Origin of the sequence: Marinomonas transparens, from assembly GCF_016463975.1 — a bacterium.
Taxonomy (GTDB): Bacteria; Pseudomonadota; Gammaproteobacteria; order Pseudomonadales; family Marinomonadaceae; genus Marinomonas; species Marinomonas transparens.
In genome coordinates, this window is record NZ_JAEMNX010000003.1 from 112093 (window position 1) to 130577 (window position 18485).

Below are 18485 nucleotides of genomic sequence, written 5' to 3' on the forward strand. Positions count from 1 at the left end.
GATTATTGTCATATCAGGAGCAAACTTATGGCCCAAGCAAAACCCAATTACTCAAAACCCATCTTTGAACAATCATTCACAATTAATAGCTTACAGGCGCAACGTGTCGTTGACCGTGTTTTTAGACGGACGGTCAGTGCGCTTTACGGAATCGATGTCATCCTGCGCATCATTGGCGATGAGAACGAAATTGATGAAGTGGAACAGATCATTAGCCAGTTGATCGAGGATTGCGCTAAGGCGGTAGACAACGAACAAGCTCGTTTGGACAAATTGATGGAGTCCAACGGTATCGATGAAGTACCTGACTACACCGACCCGATAACCTTCAACGCAAAAATCAGCTCGCCCCAGGTTGGCCAGTTTGTCGGCTTAGTTCGCAAACTCGATGCGTTGATGATCTCAATGGACACACTCTGGTTATCTAGCGTGCTTAGCAATAAGCAACGTGTTGATGGTAACTACGCATGGCAACAGCGCATCATCAAACTGGCTAGGCGCATTATTGATATCGAAATTCGAGCACGAAAATCAGCCCAAGCTAAGGGTAAAGAAGCAGAAGTTGAACAAGCGGTGCCTTCAACCGATGACGATATCACTGAAGAGGAGACAGATACTCCCTCCAACTAGCCAGCTATCAAACCTGTCTCTTATACACAAGTCCCCAAGCCCCTGATTGGGGATTTGTTGAACTAAATTTTTGTTCCATGATCAGATCATCTTAGAATTAACAAGGATGGTGCTACTGGTTAATGCATGGGTTAAGTAACCGTTAGATAAGGCTTGTTGAACGCTTTGCAAAGGGTTTCTAAAGAGTTAGGGCTCCTTTTACATGAACACCGCCCGTTTGCCAAGTCACAAATAGCTCATAGGTTCGATTGCACTCTTACATTCGCCCTATCTACGGGTATTTCATACTTGGCCATTATGGAATTTGCCAGCAGGAACCTATCTGAAAAATAGCATCATGTGCCAAGAGGTACCTCGGGTTTGGTCTGCTGTGGTTCGACCTATTTCGCCATTCATAACTTCTGTAATCGGATGGACGATTTTCTATCGTGCCTGCTTCTTATGAACTGTCACAATGCTATTGCACAACGGTAATGCTCTTCTCGAGTCAGGATCACCCAAGCAATAGGGGTCATTTTGTTTGCCAAAGTGATCGCTACCTTGTTTCGGTGCTTATGCTCAAGCAGTGATTCTACTCAGTGATAGCCACCTGACTATCCCGCTTGCTATCGGCGCCAAATATGCCTTATCAGTGATTTCGCTCCCTGTACCAATTATTAGACGCCTTAAATCACCATTATTATACGAAGATATGTATGACATCAGGAACAGGTGGAGAGGCAAAAGCAAGCGGCGCATACTCTTGAATATCGAGTAGGTTTAAAAATACACTAGCTGTGTAGCCATCGTATCAATAAATTGTGATTCATATTTTATTTTGACCCCTATCATGTCTGTACCTTGTGCGGGAGTTGTCGAATATCTTAATGTGATGATACATAATCTATATTTTGCGTTGGGGGGTAGGAAAAGTTTTCTTTGAGTCTTTTTACTTCTGTTGCAGGCGGTAATCCGAACAAGCGCTTGAATTCACGATTGAACTGAGAAGGGCTTTCATATCCCACTGCATGACACGCGGTGCTCGCAGGTATCGCTTGGCGAAGCATCATCATTCTGGCTTGATGAAGACGAACAGATTTTACATATTGCATCGGTGTCATGTGAGTTATCGCCTTAAAATGAGTACAGAACGTGGGGACACTCATTTGTGCTATAGCAGCTAAGGTCGCCAAATTAAGTACATTTGAGTACTCAGAATGAATATACTTCAATACTTGGCTGACTTTACCAAATTGACCTCGCATACTGACCGCTGAACGTATCACATTTCCTTGTGATCCCGTCAGAAAATGAAAATACAATTCTCGAAGTAATGATTGCCCGAGTGCAGCGACATCAAGGGGTTTGTCTAAAACGTGTAAAAAGCGCGTCACACAATCTTGTAGTTCGGGTGTCATTGGGCTTGCGATCATACTTTCTGGCGTTAATTCCGTTGGACGATCTGGGTCTTGCTGTTCAATGAGAAGTATCAACTCCGCTGCCAGTTTAAAATCGAGAGTGATATAAATGGCCAACAACGGTTTATTGAAGCTCGCTTCGGTTTCCATGGAAAATGGCACAGGTATCGATACCGCCAGATACTGACTCTCGTCGTATATATAACATTGATCGCCAAAATACCCGTGTTTTCTTCCCTGGCAAACAATCACAATTCCTGGTTCGTATAAGACTGGTGTTTTGGTTAATTTACGGTTGGAGCGAAGTAAGCGTACGTCCTTCATTGACGTCAGGTTATAACCTTCCTTCGGAGCGAGCTGTTGCATTTGTCCGATAATACGTTGATGGATAATATGTTGATGCTCGGGCATATAAAGTGAAGCGTTCATAGAGACTCGCTAAGCGGCCAGCTAACGGATTCATAATTATAGGCAATAATTTAAGTATTTTCGACCTGATATCCATCAAATCAACATAATAATATGCATTTCTCAGAACAAGAGAGGGAATCATATGTTATCTTATCGCACCATTCTTATTACCGGGGTTAGTAGCGGATTTGGGCGCGCACTAGCCGAACAAGCTTTACAAGCTGGCCATCGCGTTATCGGTACAGTTCGTAACGAAGCAGACAAAATTGCATTTGAGATGCTCGACCATCATCGAGCCATCGGGCGTATTCTGGATGTGACGAACCATGAAGATATCGATAGACTGATTAGGGACATAGAATCACACATAGCTCCTATTGATGTGTTAGTAAATAATGCTGGTTATGGGCATGAAGGTTTACTTGAAGAGTCGTCAATGCAGGAAATAAAAAGGCAATTCGAAGTGAACGTATTTGGCGCAGTTGCATTGATGAAATGTGTTGTGCCATTTATGCGTCAAAGACGTAAAGGTAGAATATTAAACATAACCTCTATGGGAGGCTATATCACGATGCCTGGAATTTCTGACTACTGTGGTAGTAAATTTGCTTTGGTTGGTATTTCTGAAGCCGTAGGAAAGGAACTTGAACCGTTCAATATCTTTGTTACATCGGTTGCTCCTGGTTCTTTTCGCACCGATTGGGCTGGTCGTTCAATGGTTCGAACGCCGAGAATGATTCGTGATTATGATGAAAGCTTCGATCCTGTCAGAAAAGCAAGAGAAGATAAAAACGGTAAGCAGTTAGGTGATCCAGTGAAAGCTGCGAAAGCGATGCTTAAACTCATCGACAGCCCCCATCCACCCAGCCACTTATTGCTAGGGAGTGATGCTTTGTCATTGGTGCGTTCACAGCTAGCCGATATGCACAAATTAATGGATGATTGGGAAGACTTAACTTGTTCTACGGATGGCTAGATAGCTGTTCCTAAATATGTACCACTTTTGGTGACGAAGCAGATATCGATAAGCAGACCTTCCGCGCCAGGGTAGGCGCGGCAGAGCCCCAAGAATGGGGCATGCGTGTCTGTGTTCGATATCTGCCTTGACCTACAATTAGGAACGATTATTTGCTATTGAAACCAGATATGAGGTTAGCTATTAATGAAAACCGAATCAGTGAAATTTGTCAGGCTATGGTCATTTAACAGTAAGCGCCAATCGAACCCCATCTCCCAATAGAGTCATCCAGCAGGTAGGATGTTATTGCAGATCTAAAAGCGAATGATTGGCAATCGAATGCCATACAGAAGCAAATGATTTGGGCGAGCGTTATAGCCTCTGTTGATAGTAAAACTCAAAGGAATCGCTTTAACATTATCAAACAGAAGCTAGTCAAAAAGTATGGCTGGAATTGGTATAACGCCTGTGACAAAAGAGTAAAAAATGCTTTTTCCGCTCGAAAATGGATAGAAAACCGTTCATTCGAACCCGACTCAGCATATATGGGGAGCATGTTTTTACGCGAAGTTCCCAACGAACACGTTATTGCCGCTCTTAAATCAATACCAGCCAACTAAATTCACATCATTCTTAAAATAACTCTCCATTACGGCACAGGAAAGTTGCTTCATTACTAACAATAGGATCATCAGCAATCATCTGATTAGGTCGGAAATTCGAACCAAGCGTTACACCTAACAGATATAGATTTCCATTATGAGCACAAAACATAGGGCCTCCAGAGTCACCTGGCGCTGTACTTGTGTTGTTACTTGCATGAAAAAAAACCCACTTTCGTGGGCTTTGTTGTGTATACGGCTTAGAAATCAACGAAGTTACGTTGGGCGAGGTCTTTGACGCGGGTGATGTTGTCGTTCACTCAGTCGGGTGTGCGGAGCTGGGCGATTTGGGTTTGCTTATTTTTCAAGGAAAGTGCGCACGGCTTGGATAGGGTCGACGAGTTCTTTCGAGGTAACCACCACTGGGTTGCTTTCCAGTTTCATGGCTTTGATCATGTTGTTGAGGACTTGGTATTTTTCGAGATCTTGGAAGTGGTGTGTTTGGTTAGCTGGTGCGGGAAGGTGTTTTTGTTGGTGGAGTCGTTTTTCGCAGTCGATGAAATGACGTCTGGCTTGTTTGCCCTTCTCGTTACGTTCGACCATGGCCAGTTCTTTTGCCATGTCTAGGGTGACGAAATACTCTTTTACTTTTTGCGTCCTAGATTTTGCGCTCGCATTTAACAAAAGAGGGAGTATCCCTTTTTGTATTTCCTATATTAACAACTTCTATTGTTGTAAGGTTTCTTGATCACCTTTTCAACTTCGAGGATTCCGCTCAAGATATTCTATCAATGTATCAAGAAAGATACGTACACGATTGGAAAGAAATTGGCGATTAGGATAAAGCGAATGAATTGCAACCTCGTCTAGGGATAGTTCATCGATACTTAAAGGGATAAGCCGTCCTGCTTTTACATCATTTTTAACTAAAAATTCAGGTAATAAACTAATCCCCATTCCTGCACAGCAAGCGACACGAATTGCATCACCATTATCAAATTTTATAAATGACTGACCTTGCAACTTAACCATATGATTATTAATGTTTTTCAATTGAAAATGGCTTATTGAACCTGAACCGTAAATTAATAACTGATGCGCGTTTAAATCAGCGAGGGTTATTGGCGCGTTATTTTTTTCCAAATAGCCAGGTGAGGCATATAGATCCACTCTCGACCGATCAATAACCCGGGTAATATATTGTGTACTTGTATATGAATCGCCGACTCTGATTGCTAAATCAACCCCTTCGTCGACTAAATCAACAATCCGGTCAGTAAAACTGATATCAAAAGAAAGTTCAGGAAATTGTTGTTGAAACTCAGAAACAAATGGGATTATGACCATTTTCCCATATCCTTCCGAAACCGTAATTCGTAGTATACCTTTCAGTTGCGTTGGCTGCGCACGTAGACTGGATTCTGCTTCTTCTATGCTGTGAAGTATCTGTAAACATCGTTCATAGAACTCTTGGCCTTCAGTTGTCAGGGTCACTTTACGAGTCGTTCGGTGAAAAAGCCGGGTTTCCAAATACTCTTCTAAGCGGGTTAACGCTTTGCCTGCTGCGGAGCGAGTTAATCCAATGCTTTTTCCAGCAGCAACAAAACTTCCTGTTTCTGCAATGGCAACAAAAATACGAATAGCGGTTAAGTCTAAAGACGTACCGTAAGGGGGTTTATTCGGGAATTTTCTGTTATTCATAAGGGAAAACCATTCGTCAATATATCATTTATAGTCTTAATTGTAGAATTAATTGAGAGGAAGTTTCTATATGTTACCTCAAAAAGCAAAAGAGGCTTTAAATAGTTGGATTGCAACTGCTGCACCCGTTGTAGCTAAAGTATTAAACAAATCAGACGTGTCTTGGAAAGATGTACGTGAACGGTATATGTCTGGTTTAGAAGCATTATTTCCAGCTTCCGAAGACGTAGATTATCAAACAGAGCGTATGGGATCGGTTGATTCTCTAGTTTGCACACCTCGTAATCTGTCAGAGCAGTATCGTATCATTTTATATATCCATGGCGGTGGGTATGTTCACGGTGGTGTCGAGGCTTATAAAGCGCTCACTGGGCATTTAGCTAAAAAACTCAGCGCCAAGGTCTATATTCCAGATTATAGACAAGCACCGGAGCATCCATTTCCAGTACCTATTGACGATGTCTATTCAGCCTACAAAGGCTTAATAAAAAAAGGTCATAATCCTAAAAACATTAGTTTGATTGGGGACTCTGCCGGCGGCGCAATGGTTGTGACAATTATGAGAAAAGCGCGTGACGCAGGGTTACCGCTTCCTTCATCAGGTGTTGCGTTCTCGCCATGGGTTGATTTAACTCATAGTGGACGATCTGCCGTGACTCGTGATGGTGTCGATCCGATATGTAATGTTGAGTTTTTAAATAAACTCGGGCGCTTGTTTCTAGGCGACGAAATCGCAACCCATCCAGATGCTTCGCCTGTCTATGCGAATGTGCAGGGGTTATCTCCCATACTGCTTCAGTTGGGTGAGAATGAAGTCATGCTGAGTGATGCATTACGTCTGGGAACCAACCTAGCCGAAGCAAGAGTTCGTACTTCCATTGAGATATGGCCGGGAATGTTTCATGTCTGGCACCTTTTCGCTGGAATACTGCCAGAGTCCGATCAGGCAATAGATAGTGCTGTGGCATTTATTAAAAATCATCAGATAAGTTAGTGCCACCCTACGTTAATATATAAATATTCCATTGCTTAAGTATCAGGAGACAGTTATGTGTATCGAAAGATTAAACCCATCAACAATGCCAAATAGCGAAGCCATTGGTTATTCGCAAATATCGATAGTCGACCCGGGAAGGATGGCCTATGTATCAGGACAAGTTGCAACACGACCGAATAGTGATGAGATACCCAGTGACCTACATTCGCAAATGGAAATTGTATCCGAAAACATAAAAGAGGCACTCACTGCCGTGGGTGCATCACCAAAGGATATTGTACAGGCGAGGGTCTACGCAGTTGACCTGAATCCTGATAAAATGGAGATTCTGATGCCAGTATTACTGTCTATTTTTGAAGGTGAAAAGCCGTGTATAACGGGTGTTGGTGTTCAAGCATTAGCTTCTCCGGAATTTTTAGTTGAGATGGAAATGGTAGTAAGTCTACCAAACGTATAAGAAGTTAAGAGTCCAGCATTGCGTGTTCTTGCTGGACTCTTAGTAACTGACATCCTGTAAAAACGACAGCCAATCTGCCTGAAATCCGGGGGAGGGGGCCATTAGCTATCAAATTATTTAATGGCACTCCCTCACTCACGAGATTTTTACAAAATTTTTAGGTAATATTTTAACTTTTCACGATGCTGTGTAACGAAACCTCAGCATGATCAATAAACTTACGAACTCTTGGTATGAGTTGCTTTGAACTCGCTATAACTATATTGATATTTCCAGCTAAACTTGAATATTCAGGCAAAACTATGGCAAGTCTTCCTTCGGCTATATGTTGTCTAACATCCCAAATCGACTTGAACAGAATCCCCGCGCCCTCTAAAGCAAATGAAAGTGCTGTATCTCCTTCATTGACTGAGTAAGCAGCGTTTATGCGCACAGAAAGATGACTATCATGTTGGTGAATATCCCACTGTTGTTTTGGGTTTTTACCATAAAGAATACAGCTATGATTTTCGAGATCGATCAGTTCTTTTGGTAAACCATAGCTTTTTATATAACTGGGTGAGGCACAGAATACTTTTGAGTTTGATACAAGTTTTCGTGATAACATCGTCGACTCATTTAGTTCACCAAACCTAAATGCAATGTCGATCCCTGATGCGACAAGATCAACGTTCTTGTCAGACAAAATAAGCCGAACCTGCAAATCTGGATGGAGTTTTTTAAATGATGTTAGCAAAGGGACAACATAGTTTTGCCCAAAAATCCGTGGAGCTGTAACAGACAACAGGCCAGCTACCTCTGACTTGGCTTGAGTCAAAGATAATTCTGCTTTCTCTACCTCGTTTAGTATCCGTGTGCAGTGTTCATAAAAGACTTGGCCTTCAGAAGTTAGAGATTGATTCCGAGTCGTTCTATTTAGTAATCGTAACTTCAAGTGCTTTTCTAGTGAGGCTATTCGTTTACTGACGACAGCAAGTGAAACATCCAGTTTATTTGCAGCAGCTGTTTGGCTACCTGTAGTTACAACCGTCGTAAAAACTTTCATGTCAAAGATACTATCTATCACTATAAACTCCCCCAGGCAATTAACAGCTTGATTACTCTTCTTCAAAAGTAAAGATCGATCATTCTCAACTTAATAGAAATATTAAATGACTTAAAAGAGCATTTATCTCCTCTTGGTTAAGAGATATTGTCAAGTTTTGGACTAAATTGGAATTATTATGAAATACAATACACATTTATCGCAGGCTATCTTTTTTTTGCTTTTATTCTTGGTCGCTTTTTATACAGCTGCTGATGATAATGTCTCCAAGCCGAAACTGAATCAAAAACAAGCAGGCTACTATCGGATTAGGGTGGGAGAAGTTGATGTAGTGGCTTTGTCGGATGGAACTGTGCCATTGGACACAGCAGTACTGAATGCGCAACCAGAGTATATTGGTCGACTATTAGCAAAATCATATTTAAAAAGCCCTATTGATGCGTCAGTTAACGCTTTTCTGATTGAACTTGAGAACAGGTTGATACTAGTTGACGCAGGAACGGCAGAGTTGTATGGACCTACGCTAGACAAGCTTCCTTCAAGCTTGAATGCCATTGGGTACAAAGTAGAAGATATTACCGATGTATTGATAACCCACATACATACTGATCACACTGGAGGATTAATGAATGGAAACAAGAAAGTTTTTCCCAATGCCACAATACATATACACAAGAAGGAGATTAATTACTGGCTAGATGCCAAAAACAAAGCATCGGCTATAGCAAGCCAGAAACAATATTTTGAGCAAGCCTTCAAAAAAGTTAATCCATATGTACAATCAGGCCAAGTCAAAACCTTTATTGGTGGGGATGTATTGTTTCCCAATATCAAAGCAATTAATTCTCCTGGACACACTCCTGGACACACATTCTTTGAGCTATCCAGCAAAGGAGAAAAATTAGTATTTTGGGGTGATATTCTTCACGTTGGTCCCGTGCAGTTTATTGACCCATCGGTTACAATTCAGTTTGATGTGAACCCCCAAATGGCCCGACAGCAACGTGCTCAGGCTTTCGAAGACGCAGCTGAAAAGGGTTATCTAGTCGCGCCAGCACATATTTCATTCCCTGGTTTGGGTAGATTAAAACGAGAAGGTGGTCGTTATACATGGATTCCTATTACTTATGTTAATGACGCATATTAAAGTTTCGTACATTACACATGTATTTTCGTTAGCATAGTGTTTTTCTAATCAAATATTCTTTATGCTCGAACAGAAAGAATACACTAGCTAGATACCCTAATGCATAAGCATCAGGGTATCCATTCTTTGACCATAAGATGTGAATACAATCGTTTACTTAAGTGGGCTTGATATAAATCTGTGGAACAAATAATCATTTTTCCACTCATGATTATTAAGTTGGTTTCAATTATCATGAGCTCATATCAAATAGATGTGTTGCTTGGCAATGACATTGATAATCGAAAAAGTGGTGATGCTGAAGAAGAACTAAACTCTGAGTAACTGGAGACTGTAAATAACTCTGTGTAACTGCGGTTTAAACATAATCACTTAATCGTTCGTCAAATTCAATCATAAAATGATTAAGTGCAGCCTTCCAATTTCTAATCGGCATCGTCCATTTTTTTGAGGCATCCATAATTGCCAAAAAGACGACTTTTTTAGCCGAATCGTCGGTGGGAAATAATTTCCGTTTTTTAATCGCTTTGCGTATAACGCTGTTGAGCGATTCGATCGCGTTGGTTGTGTAGATCGCTTTACGTATTTCTGGCGGATAGCTAAACAGTGTGTTCAAATTATGCCAATGACTTCGCCAACTACGCGATATTTGCGGATATTTGGTATCCCAACGCTCCGAGAACTGATCTAGCGCGAGCAGAGCTTCATCCTCTGTTGCTGATTGGTAAATTCGTTTTAAATCAGTGGTGACGGCCTTGTAGTCCTTCCAGGGAACATACCGGACAGCGTTTCTGACCATGTGCACAATGCATAGCTGAATGCGTGTATTGGGGTAAGCGCTGTTGATTGCATCTGGGAAACCTTTTAAACCATCTACACAGGCAATCAAAATATCTTGCAGACCACGATTTTGTAGCTCAGTTAAGACGTTTAGCCAGAATTTAGCGCCTTCATTTTCTGAGATCCACATGCCCAGCAGTTCTTTGTGACCCTCCATTGTCACGCCCAGAGCAAGGTAAACAGACTTGTTGATTACCTGATTATCCTGCCTAATTTTAAGAACAATACAGTCCAGGTAGACAATGGGGTAAACAGGGTCGAGAGGACGAGATTGCCATTCAACAACACGCTCAATAACAGCATCGGTGACACGCGATATCAATGAAGGTGAAACATCTGCGCCATACATTTCTTTGAATGTGGCTACGATTTCCCGCGTAGTCATACCTTTGGCATAAAGGCTTAAAATCTTGTCATCCATGGACGTGAAGCGCGTTTGACCCTTTTGTACTAGCTGGGGCTCAAAGCTGCCATCACGATCACGTGGTGTCTCTAATTCAAATTGGCCAGCTTCCGTTTTAACTGTCTTACGAGATTTGCCATTACGGCTATTGGGATTCGTTGACTGTGCATGCTTATCGTAACCAAGGTGCTCATCAAGCTCGGCATTCAGCGCGGCTTCAACGGTCACTTTGGTCAGCATTTGTCTGAATGCATCCAAGTCAGATTCGGTTTTGATTGATTTAGCTGCTTCCTTTGCGAAAGCTTCAAGGTCTTTTGGGTTCATTGCTTACCTTCTCCTAGTCAGGATTTATAATAAGCAATTACACAGTTTTAGTTACAGTCTCAGTAACTGAAGGTCATGGGTAATCAAGATAAATTGACTCCGAACATTTTCTCTACCATTAGGGGCATTATACAAGAACACCTTTTTTTCTCGTCACAAAATTCGTGTTCATGCTTCGCAAAATTCCCACTGCAACCTCTTGTTGAGAGTTTTTGAACCCGTAATCTGCGCCTTTCTTTTTTTGATTAATGAAGCGCGCGATGAGCAAGAGGATTTCCAAGATTAAACTTCAAGACATACTTCGGCTGTTCCTTGCTGCCGAAATCTCTTTGCGCCAGATCGCCAACAGTCTAGGACTGTCGGAAGAGCTGCTCCGCAAGGGAAGGTATGACACTTCAGTTGCTTTGATAGGAATCACAGTTGGTTGAAGTTAGCGAAGTCTTCTCATGCTAACTACTTAATCGCATACTTTTTGTAAACGATCCACAAACCCCAGTCTGCCAACCAGCTGAGACATCCGCAATACTACCAGCCTCCCAACACATCAGAGGCACAGATGACTCCATCACTCACACCCAGACAACAATACTGGTCTTATCTGATCCACCAATGGTCGGTCAGTGGACAGTCCATGGCGGCATTCTGTCGCCAGCAAGACATCAACCCCGATCTGTTTTATGCCTGGAAACACACGCTTAAAAAGAAACAGCGATTACACGCTCAGCCATCTACCACAGAACATCCCCTGGCACAGGACGCTTTTTTGCCGGTACTGGTCAGGCCTGATCCTGTCTCCGATACGGATGGGATTATGTTGTCCATGGGTCAGATACAGTTGCACTATCACGCCCAGACCGACGGCCAACTGTTTCTGCGCTGCCTGCGATTGCTACAGGAGGCCTTATGGTTCGTCCCGGTAACAGCTCTCTTCAGGTTTATCTGTACGCTCAACCCGTGGATATGCGCAAGCAGATCGATGGTTTGAGCGCCCTGGTGGAACAGAGTATGACCGTCTCTGCGTTCAGTAAAAGCTTGTTTGTGTTCGTCAACAAACGTAAGGATAAATTGAAAATCCTCTATTGGGAGAAAAACGGTTTTGTCATCTGGCATAAACGCCTGGAAGATAATCGCTTTTGCTGGCCCAAAGCCGGTGAGCCGGCTCAGGTGTCGGTTAAGGAACTGAATATGTTGCTGGACGGGTATGATATTTTCCGCTTCAAGCCGCATGCGCCGTTGAAATCGGTATCGGGTATGACCACTCGCTGACGATGCATAAACACTGGTCGAATGCGGACAGTAACGATACACTGCGCATCATGACCATAACGGATTTAGACAAACCGGCTCTGATGGATCTGGTACAGCAGCAGAACGAACGGATTGCCGTGTTGGAACGGCAATTACGTTTGCTGTTGCGGCAAAAATACCAGCCGTCTTCTGAGCAATTGTCCGAGGATCAGTTGGCGTTATTTGAACCGGAATCGGTGCCGGACGTTCAGACGGATCCATCGACACTCGAAGATGACGATACGATCACTGTCAGGCGTCCTCAAAAACGACGTGGCAAATGGGCCCGCTGTGATGACACTCTGGCGCGTCATCGCATTGAGTATGAACTGCCGGAATCCGAACGCCTCTGTGGTTGTGGCGAAACGCTGGTCAAAATCGGCGAAACCGTGACCGAACAATACGAATTTATTCCGGCGCAGTATATTGTCATAGAACAGGTACAACACCGCTACGGTTGCTGTGCCTGTCATGCGCCCTCAGCCTTAAAAACCGCCCCTAAGCCCCTTCAGATTCTGCCTAAAACCAATGCGACTGTGGGGCTGCTGGCACAGATTGTCACGGCCAAATATGTCGATGGTACCCCATTGCACCGACAGCAGGCCCAGCATGACCGGGGTGGCATTTATCTGCCCCGCAACACCATGGCCCGTTGGCTGATACACCTGAGCGATGAGGTTCAACCTCTGCTCAACCTGTTCGAAGACAGCATTCGCGCAGGGCCTTATACCCATTGTGATGAATCACCGATCCAGGTACTCAAAGAGCCGGACCGGGATGTCTCCAAATCCTCCTGGGTCTGGGTCCGTCAGGGCGGGTTACCCGGACAGGACGTGGTGTTGTACCACTATTCGCCGCATCGGTCTTCCGAGGTGGCCAAATCCCTGTTCAAAGACTATCAAGGCTTCGTGCAATGCGATGGCTATGCCGCCTACCATTGTCTGGAAACACAGGGTATCACCCTGGTCGGGTGTATGGCTCATGCCCGCCGAAAATTCACCGATGCGCTGAAACAACTGTCCCGACAGGAAGCCATTGCCAAAAGCAAAGCGGCCACCGCCATTGCCTACTTTAAGGCGTTGTACCAGATCGAAGCCGACGCCCGGGATCAATCGTTCACTGATGATCAGCGTTATCAACAGCGTCAGGACAAAGCCGTGCCTCTGTTGGCAGAGTTCAAAGCCTGGCTGGAGGCACAGACGGTACTGCCAAAATCGACACTGGGCAAAGCGATCCAATACACCCTGAAGCAATGGCCCAGACTGATCCGCTACTGTGAACACGGTTTCCTGGACATCGACAACAATGCCAATGAACGCGCCATCAGACCCTTCGCCACCGGCCGTAAGAACTGGATGTTTGCCGATACCCCACGGGGTGCGCAGACCAATGCCCGTTTTTACAGCCTTATTGAAACGTGCAAGTTTCATGGCCATGAGCCGTATGCGTACCTGAAATATCTTTTTAAAGCCCTGCCCAAAGCGACCTGTGTGGAAGACTACGAAGCCTTACTGCCCTGGCATCTGAATGTGAGTACAGTACGGGAGATGGTGAGAGAAATATAGGCTGGAGTTTATGGATCGCTTACTACTTTTTTAGCGAAGATTAAGATAAGCTAATACAATAGGAGTCAATAGCACCTGAGGCAATACGTACAGCTCATCTTGCAAGGAATAGCCTGCTTTACTGATCCCCATATACATGTTAATCAGTGATATCACTATCCAGATAACGCAAAATAGGACTAACCCCCAAGGGGTAGCGGTAATATCCAAATGCCAGAGTTTGCTTAACGTAACAAATAAAGCCAGTATCACTCCACCACAAGCAATAACCATTACTGTATGCATAATAGATTCACTCGAAAAAACGGCGTGCACCCCAATCGATACATACCGTTATCTTTTTGAAATGAACGACGGAGAACGTTATCGGTGACAAAGGTCAACCTGCTACATGTGGTGTCAGTAAATCGGACATGCCAACACGATGAAGCATTTCTGCACGTAATCGATCCAAAACTGCAAAACCAACTTCTGCACCATCCTGAGCCGGATCATAGTGGATGCGGAATGGGCGAGTACCAAAAGGCTGTGCCACCACATCCACAATCATATCCGCAACAGGCCCCGGTTCAGCGTCTTCTGGAACAATCGCATCAAAAGCCTGTTTAATGGTGTCACCAAAATTAGCGTACGGACCTGCTTCATATTCTTCTGCACGACCAGCATCCACTGGTATGCCAGAGTGAGCAAAGTGGTTAGTCCCCTTGGTGAAAGCACCAGGAACCACAATCGTGGTCTCAATACCCCAACGACTCAATTCACGCGCATATTGCACAGCCAACGAATCCATTGCGGCTTTGGCTGCAAAATATGGAGACAAGTATGGTGGCGTCCCCCCTGCCGAACTGGAACTGGAGACCCATACCAACAAACCTTCACGACGCCTACGCATATGCGGTAACACGGCACGATTAACTCGCTGTGTTCCCAACACGTTTACATCGTACTGCTGCGCTAGTTGTTCAGGCGTAAAAGCCTCTGCCGGTCCAAATACCATGTGACCCGCATTATGAACGACAACATCAATCACATTGGTTTCTGCCACCAATTGCTCAACGGCTAAATTAACAGATACCTCAGACTGCACATCAAGCTCTATAGGGCGTAACGAGATTTTCTCGCTCACACTTAGATCTTTCATTTTTTGCGCGTTTTGCGCATTACGTCCGTTTACATCACGCATGGACGCATAAACGATGTGTCCAGCGCGTGCTAAGGCTTCAGCCGTTAAACGACCAAAGCCACTTGATGCACCCGTGATTAAAATAACTTTTTGTGACATAGCAATGCCCTCGTGTGAGCTTGATAATCAAGTGACATTAAATTACGCCACCGTTCGCACGCAGCACTTGACCATTGATCCAACCACTATCAGGACCTGCAAGGAAAGCCACAACAGACGCAATATCTTCCGGTGTGCCCAATCTTTCCAAAGGGTTCATTTTTGCCATACGCTCAATCAACTCATCTGGCTTGCCTTTAAGGAATAACTCCGTTGCCGTTGGACCGGGAGCCACTGAGTTCACATTAATGTTACGGCCACGCATTTCTTTTGCCATAATGCCTGTCAATGTCTCAACCGCTGCTTTAGTCGCCGCATACACACCGTAGTTTTCAAGCTTCAAACCCACAACCGTGGTAGAGAAGTTGATGACGCGACCACCGTCACGTAAACGAGCTGACGCTTCTCTTAAAGCGTAAATAGTGCCTTTTAGGTTGATATCGATCTGACGTTCGATACTGTGATCCTCAACGTTTGCCAAGGGCGCCAACTCCATGACACCAGCGTTATTGACTAAAATATCAGCCCCACCATAGGTCTCTTCCACTTTGTCAAACAAGGCGCTTACCTCAGTTGAGTTCGAGACATCTGCTTTCACAGCGAGAGCGCTACCACCTTGTGCCAGTATTTCGCTGGCAACTGTTTGTGCCGCAGCTTCACTACCCGAGTAATTCACCACGACGGTAAAACCATCCTTACTCAGACGTCTGGCGATTTCTGCGCCGATACCTCGTGATGCGCCAGTAACAATAGCGATTTTCTTGTCTTGTTCATTCATATTAGCCACCTATATTAACCAAGTATTAAGATTGAGGATAAGCTTAGCACTTTGTATATTTCGGATAATCAACTAAAATCCGTCATCATAATCCGACAATCACAAACAATATGGATCGAATAGAGAGTATGCGTGTTTTTACACGCGTCTATGAAAGGCGAAGTTTTTCTCAGGCAGCCGAAGATTTGAATCTGCCACGCTCCACGGTAACGGATGCTATCAAACAAATAGAAAAGCATCTTTCGGTCAGACTACTGGAACGAACAACACGTCAAGTCACTCCCACACTTGATGGAGAAGCGTACTATCAGCGTTGTCTTTCCTTACTGGCTGATTTTGAAGATATGGAAAATTACTTTTCAGGGCTTCAACCCAAAGGAAGCTTACGAGTAGACGTTCATGGCACCCTTGGGAGGCATTTTGTCCTTCCCCGCCTCCCTGAATTTCTAGCGGCCTATCCTGATATTCAGCTTTATCTCAGCGAGGGTGATAAATTGGTTGACCTGGTCAGTGAGGGTATCGATTGTGTTCTCAGGGTCGGCACACCTAAGTCGGAATATTTGGTGGCTAAACAAATTGCACTATTGGAAGAAATCACCGTCGCCGCACCGGGATACCTAGCGCAATTCGGCCACCCAGAAAATGTAGAGGAACTCGTCCATCATCAGACGGTCGCTTTTCAATCCTCAAGCGTTAATGAACCGTTACCAATGGAGTTCACGATTGGCCGAAAAGTCGTTTCAAAAACGTTAAAATCATCGATGAAAGTCAATTCAGCCGAAACATTAGTTGCAGCTTGCCGGTTGGGGCTGGGGATTATTCAAGTACCTCGCTATCATATTGAGCAGGATTTAGTTGAAGGAAGACTCGTTACCTTATTAGATGATTATCTCCCTCCCTCATCGCCGGTTCATCTTTTGTATCCACCACATCGAAGTCATTCAGCAAGAGTGCGTATATTTACCGAATGGTTACAAAACGTTTTTAGCTCCGAAATTCAGTAAATAATAGGTGGTATTGTATTGGCTGTTTCCTTTCCTTCATGGAGCCTACTACGGCTGGTCGTCTGCTCGCTGAATTGATATCAAATGCGATGACGTTGATCAGCTAGAGCCCTGGACTCGTCGTCGCAAGCACTCGCTTTTCGAGCTAGAATCATTCTAGAGTGCGCGCAAGGGCGAAGTAACACCGTTGTTGCCGAGAGGCTTTCTACTTCGAATCAAACCGTGTGTAAGCGGAGAAGTCGTTTTCTTCGATATCTGTTTAGATGGACTTATACTAATTGCATTAATTAAAAGTAATACAGTTAAAAGTTGAGCATTCACGCTATCGCCTTGCCTTTCCCAGGTATGCGTGTTGGATATGAATATACTCATCAACAAAGATAAAAATACTTATTCCCGAATGCAACTCCTTAACCGACACATAAAAATTATTTTTTTAGCGCTCGAGAGAAACGCCTTATATCTTCAACAAATAATATAGGTTCTTCCATTGCCGTGAAATGACCACCTTTGGCTATATCATTCCATTGAACGACATTATATTTTTTTTCAGTCCATATCTTAGGCGGCAATAAAATATCGGCACCAAACCTAGCTATTGCACAAGGGACATTAAAATCGTCTAGCGATGGTAAACCATGCATATTTTCATAATACATATTTATTGATGAGCCTATTGTTCCAGTAAACCAATAAATCATGATATTTGTAAGTAACTCATCTTTACTGTAACTTTTATTCAAATGTCCATCACAGTCACTCCAGCTTCTGAATTTCTCTATTATCCATGATGCTAGTCCCACAGGTGAATCGTTTAAACCAAATGCCAAAGTTGAAGGTTTAGTCGCTTGAAGTGACATATAGCCACCTTCCTGATTTAACCAATTCATCGCTGATTTTTTGTAGTTCAATTCTTCATCAGAACAATGAGAGTCTTGAGTAGATAACAGGTCCCTAATAATACCAACATCTGTTAGATGCAAACCAATAAGACTATTTGGGTATTTAGCAGCAAGGTAACGAGAAACTCCAGAACCAATATCTCCACCTCCTGCCATGTAAGTTTTATATCCTAGTATCATCGTCATCAACTCGTGCCACAATTCAGCAACTTGGGAATTGTTCAGACCAGAACTATTTGAAGGCTCGGAAAACCCAAAACCAGGTATAGATGGAATAATTACGTCAAAAGAGTCAGCATTGCTGCCGCCAAATCGTTCAGGATCTGTCAACATTGGGATGATTTTATGATAACGATAAAATGAATCTGGCCACCCGTGCGTTAGAATTAGTGGTGTCGGTGAATTACCTTTGCCTCTCTGATAGATAAAATGCAATTTTTCACCTTTGACCTCACATTGATAATGAGAAAACTGATTTAGCTCTGCTTCTTCTTTTCGCCAGTCAAAGTCATCGACCCAGTATCTAACCACAGACTGCAAGTAGTCCAAATGAGTACCACGTTTCCAATCATCATTTTTAGGTAAAACTGGCCAACGTGTCGCTTCTAAACGCTTGTATAAATCGTCTAACTGCATTTGAGGGATAGCAATTTTAAATGGTTTTATGCCCATACCAACCTTCTTCTTATAATCTGTAATTCAGCTTTTACGAAAAGTATAGAAATTGATAGAAATGACTAAAAGGACATATAAAC

General features: G+C 43.6%; 20 protein-coding genes. 10 read left to right on the forward strand and 10 right to left on the reverse strand.

Annotated elements, in window-relative coordinates; translation table 11 throughout:
- The first annotated feature begins 27 nt into the window (after positions 1-27).
- Positions 28-630 carry a hypothetical protein gene (locus tag I8J31_RS05180; protein WP_000035787.1) on the forward strand — a complete coding sequence of 201 codons (603 nt, stop codon included), beginning with the start codon at positions 28-30 and terminating at the stop codon, positions 628-630.
- Between the two features lie 863 nt (positions 631-1493).
- On the opposite strand, the gene I8J31_RS05185 is transcribed toward I8J31_RS05180, so the two are convergent.
- Complete coding sequence (locus tag I8J31_RS05185) at positions 1494-2456, reverse strand: AraC family transcriptional regulator (RefSeq protein WP_233402602.1); 963 nt, start codon at positions 2454-2456, stop codon at positions 1494-1496.
- A 124-nt stretch (positions 2457-2580) separates the two neighbouring features.
- Here I8J31_RS05185 and I8J31_RS05190 point away from each other — a divergent pair, with 124 nt between their 5' ends.
- Positions 2581-3414: an oxidoreductase gene (locus tag I8J31_RS05190; RefSeq protein ID WP_199467233.1), complete on the forward strand. Its 834-nt coding sequence runs from the start codon at positions 2581-2583 to the stop codon at positions 3412-3414.
- 615 nt (positions 3415-4029) lie between these two features.
- Here I8J31_RS05190 and I8J31_RS21170 read toward each other — a convergent pair.
- From I8J31_RS21170 to I8J31_RS05205, 3 genes are all read right to left on the reverse strand, one after another.
- The gene (locus tag I8J31_RS21170) at positions 4030-4269 is read right to left on the reverse strand and encodes a trypsin-like serine protease (RefSeq protein WP_199467234.1); all 240 of its coding nucleotides are present in this window, start codon (positions 4267-4269) and stop codon (positions 4030-4032) included.
- A gap of 86 nt (positions 4270-4355) precedes the next feature.
- Positions 4356-4682 (reverse strand): antA/AntB antirepressor family protein, encoded by a 327-nt coding sequence (locus tag I8J31_RS05200; RefSeq protein ID WP_233402603.1) that lies wholly within the window; start codon positions 4680-4682, stop codon positions 4356-4358.
- Between the two features lie 72 nt (positions 4683-4754).
- Positions 4755-5699: a LysR family transcriptional regulator gene (locus I8J31_RS05205; protein WP_199467235.1), complete on the reverse strand. Its 945-nt coding sequence runs from the start codon at positions 5697-5699 to the stop codon at positions 4755-4757.
- 70 nt (positions 5700-5769) lie between these two features.
- On the opposite strand from I8J31_RS05205, the gene I8J31_RS05210 reads away from it, so the two are divergent.
- Complete coding sequence (locus I8J31_RS05210) at positions 5770-6693, forward strand: alpha/beta hydrolase (RefSeq protein WP_199467236.1); 924 nt, start codon at positions 5770-5772, stop codon at positions 6691-6693.
- Positions 6694-6748: 55 nt separating this feature from the next.
- A complete protein-coding gene (locus tag I8J31_RS05215; protein WP_199467237.1) occupies positions 6749-7153 on the forward strand; it encodes a RidA family protein in 405 nt (134 codons plus the stop codon).
- A gap of 169 nt (positions 7154-7322) precedes the next feature.
- On the opposite strand, the gene I8J31_RS05220 is transcribed toward I8J31_RS05215, so the two are convergent.
- Positions 7323-8219 carry a LysR family transcriptional regulator gene (locus I8J31_RS05220; RefSeq protein WP_199467238.1) on the reverse strand — a complete coding sequence of 299 codons (897 nt, stop codon included), beginning with the start codon at positions 8217-8219 and terminating at the stop codon, positions 7323-7325.
- A 157-nt stretch (positions 8220-8376) separates the two neighbouring features.
- On the opposite strand from I8J31_RS05220, the gene I8J31_RS05225 reads away from it, so the two are divergent.
- Positions 8377-9345, forward strand: coding sequence for an MBL fold metallo-hydrolase (locus I8J31_RS05225; RefSeq protein WP_199467239.1), 969 nt, complete (start codon positions 8377-8379; stop codon positions 9343-9345).
- 358 nt (positions 9346-9703) lie between these two features.
- Here the strand turns inward: I8J31_RS05225 and I8J31_RS05230 are convergent, their stop codons facing one another.
- Complete coding sequence (locus I8J31_RS05230; protein ID WP_199467240.1) at positions 9704-10912, reverse strand: IS256 family transposase; 1209 nt, start codon at positions 10910-10912, stop codon at positions 9704-9706.
- Between the two features lie 556 nt (positions 10913-11468).
- Here I8J31_RS05230 and tnpA point away from each other — a divergent pair.
- From tnpA to tnpC, 3 genes are read left to right on the forward strand one after another with little or no spacing between them, the layout of a single operon-like run.
- Positions 11469-11897 (forward strand): IS66 family insertion sequence element accessory protein TnpA, encoded by a 429-nt coding sequence (gene tnpA / locus I8J31_RS21260; RefSeq protein WP_438941486.1) that lies wholly within the window; start codon positions 11469-11471, stop codon positions 11895-11897.
- Positions 11816-12178, forward strand: a complete 363-nt coding sequence (gene tnpB, locus I8J31_RS05235) for an IS66 family insertion sequence element accessory protein TnpB (RefSeq protein ID WP_199467241.1) — start codon at positions 11816-11818, stop codon at positions 12176-12178. Before tnpA ends, tnpB begins: the two co-directional genes overlap by 82 nt.
- 50 nt (positions 12179-12228) lie before the next feature.
- The gene (gene tnpC, locus I8J31_RS05240; RefSeq protein WP_199467242.1) at positions 12229-13764 is read left to right on the forward strand and encodes an IS66 family transposase; all 1536 of its coding nucleotides are present in this window, start codon (positions 12229-12231) and stop codon (positions 13762-13764) included.
- Positions 13765-13794: 30 nt separating this feature from the next.
- Here tnpC and I8J31_RS05245 read toward each other — a convergent pair whose 3' ends face one another.
- The 3 genes from I8J31_RS05245 to I8J31_RS05255 all read right to left on the reverse strand — a co-directional run bounded on the left by I8J31_RS05245 (position 13795) and on the right by I8J31_RS05255 (position 15824).
- Complete coding sequence (locus I8J31_RS05245) at positions 13795-14049, reverse strand: hypothetical protein (RefSeq protein ID WP_199467243.1); 255 nt, start codon at positions 14047-14049, stop codon at positions 13795-13797.
- Between the two features lie 94 nt (positions 14050-14143).
- On the reverse strand, positions 14144-15046 hold the full coding sequence (locus tag I8J31_RS05250; protein WP_199467244.1) for an SDR family oxidoreductase: 903 nt from the start codon (positions 15044-15046) through the stop codon (positions 14144-14146).
- Positions 15047-15083: 37 nt separating this feature from the next.
- On the reverse strand, positions 15084-15824 hold the full coding sequence (locus tag I8J31_RS05255; RefSeq protein ID WP_199467245.1) for an SDR family oxidoreductase: 741 nt from the start codon (positions 15822-15824) through the stop codon (positions 15084-15086).
- Positions 15825-15952: 128 nt separating this feature from the next.
- On the opposite strand from I8J31_RS05255, the gene I8J31_RS05260 reads away from it, so the two are divergent.
- Together I8J31_RS05260 and I8J31_RS21175 are read left to right on the forward strand one after the other, a co-directional pair.
- A complete protein-coding gene (locus I8J31_RS05260) occupies positions 15953-16828 on the forward strand; it encodes a LysR family transcriptional regulator (RefSeq protein ID WP_199467246.1) in 876 nt (291 codons plus the stop codon).
- Between the two features lie 153 nt (positions 16829-16981).
- Positions 16982-17119 carry a helix-turn-helix domain-containing protein gene (locus I8J31_RS21175; protein ID WP_369122884.1) on the forward strand — a complete coding sequence of 46 codons (138 nt, stop codon included), beginning with the start codon at positions 16982-16984 and terminating at the stop codon, positions 17117-17119.
- Between the two features lie 137 nt (positions 17120-17256).
- Here I8J31_RS21175 and I8J31_RS05270 read toward each other — a convergent pair whose 3' ends face one another.
- Positions 17257-18402 carry an epoxide hydrolase family protein gene (locus I8J31_RS05270; RefSeq protein ID WP_199467247.1) on the reverse strand — a complete coding sequence of 382 codons (1146 nt, stop codon included), beginning with the start codon at positions 18400-18402 and terminating at the stop codon, positions 17257-17259.
- Positions 18403-18485: the final 83 nt, after the last annotated feature.

Coding starts and splice junctions, on each gene's coding strand:
- I8J31_RS05270 (WP_199467247.1), bottom strand. CDS start 18,402: ATGGGCATAAAACCATTTAAAATTGCTATCCCTCAAATGCAGTTAGAC.
- I8J31_RS05190 (WP_199467233.1), top strand. CDS start 2,581: ATGTTATCTTATCGCACCATTCTTATTACCGGGGTTAGTAGCGGATTT.
- I8J31_RS05255 (WP_199467245.1), bottom strand. CDS start 15,824: ATGAATGAACAAGACAAGAAAATCGCTATTGTTACTGGCGCATCACGA.
- tnpB (WP_199467241.1), top strand. CDS start 11,816: ATGGTTCGTCCCGGTAACAGCTCTCTTCAGGTTTATCTGTACGCTCAA.
- I8J31_RS05225 (WP_199467239.1), top strand. CDS start 8,377: ATGAAATACAATACACATTTATCGCAGGCTATCTTTTTTTTGCTTTTA.
- I8J31_RS05210 (WP_199467236.1), top strand. CDS start 5,770: ATGTTACCTCAAAAAGCAAAAGAGGCTTTAAATAGTTGGATTGCAACT.
- I8J31_RS05250 (WP_199467244.1), bottom strand. CDS start 15,046: ATGTCACAAAAAGTTATTTTAATCACGGGTGCATCAAGTGGCTTTGGT.
- I8J31_RS05215 (WP_199467237.1), top strand. CDS start 6,749: ATGTGTATCGAAAGATTAAACCCATCAACAATGCCAAATAGCGAAGCC.
- I8J31_RS05260 (WP_199467246.1), top strand. CDS start 15,953: ATGCGTGTTTTTACACGCGTCTATGAAAGGCGAAGTTTTTCTCAGGCA.
- I8J31_RS05185 (WP_233402602.1), bottom strand. CDS start 2,456: ATGAACGCTTCACTTTATATGCCCGAGCATCAACATATTATCCATCAA.
- I8J31_RS05180 (WP_000035787.1), top strand. CDS start 28: ATGGCCCAAGCAAAACCCAATTACTCAAAACCCATCTTTGAACAATCA.
- I8J31_RS05230 (WP_199467240.1), bottom strand. CDS start 10,912: ATGAACCCAAAAGACCTTGAAGCTTTCGCAAAGGAAGCAGCTAAATCA.
- I8J31_RS05245 (WP_199467243.1), bottom strand. CDS start 14,049: ATGCATACAGTAATGGTTATTGCTTGTGGTGGAGTGATACTGGCTTTA.
- tnpC (WP_199467242.1), top strand. CDS start 12,229: ATGACCATAACGGATTTAGACAAACCGGCTCTGATGGATCTGGTACAG.
- I8J31_RS05205 (WP_199467235.1), bottom strand. CDS start 5,699: ATGAATAACAGAAAATTCCCGAATAAACCCCCTTACGGTACGTCTTTA.
- tnpA (WP_438941486.1), top strand. CDS start 11,469: ATGACTCCATCACTCACACCCAGACAACAATACTGGTCTTATCTGATC.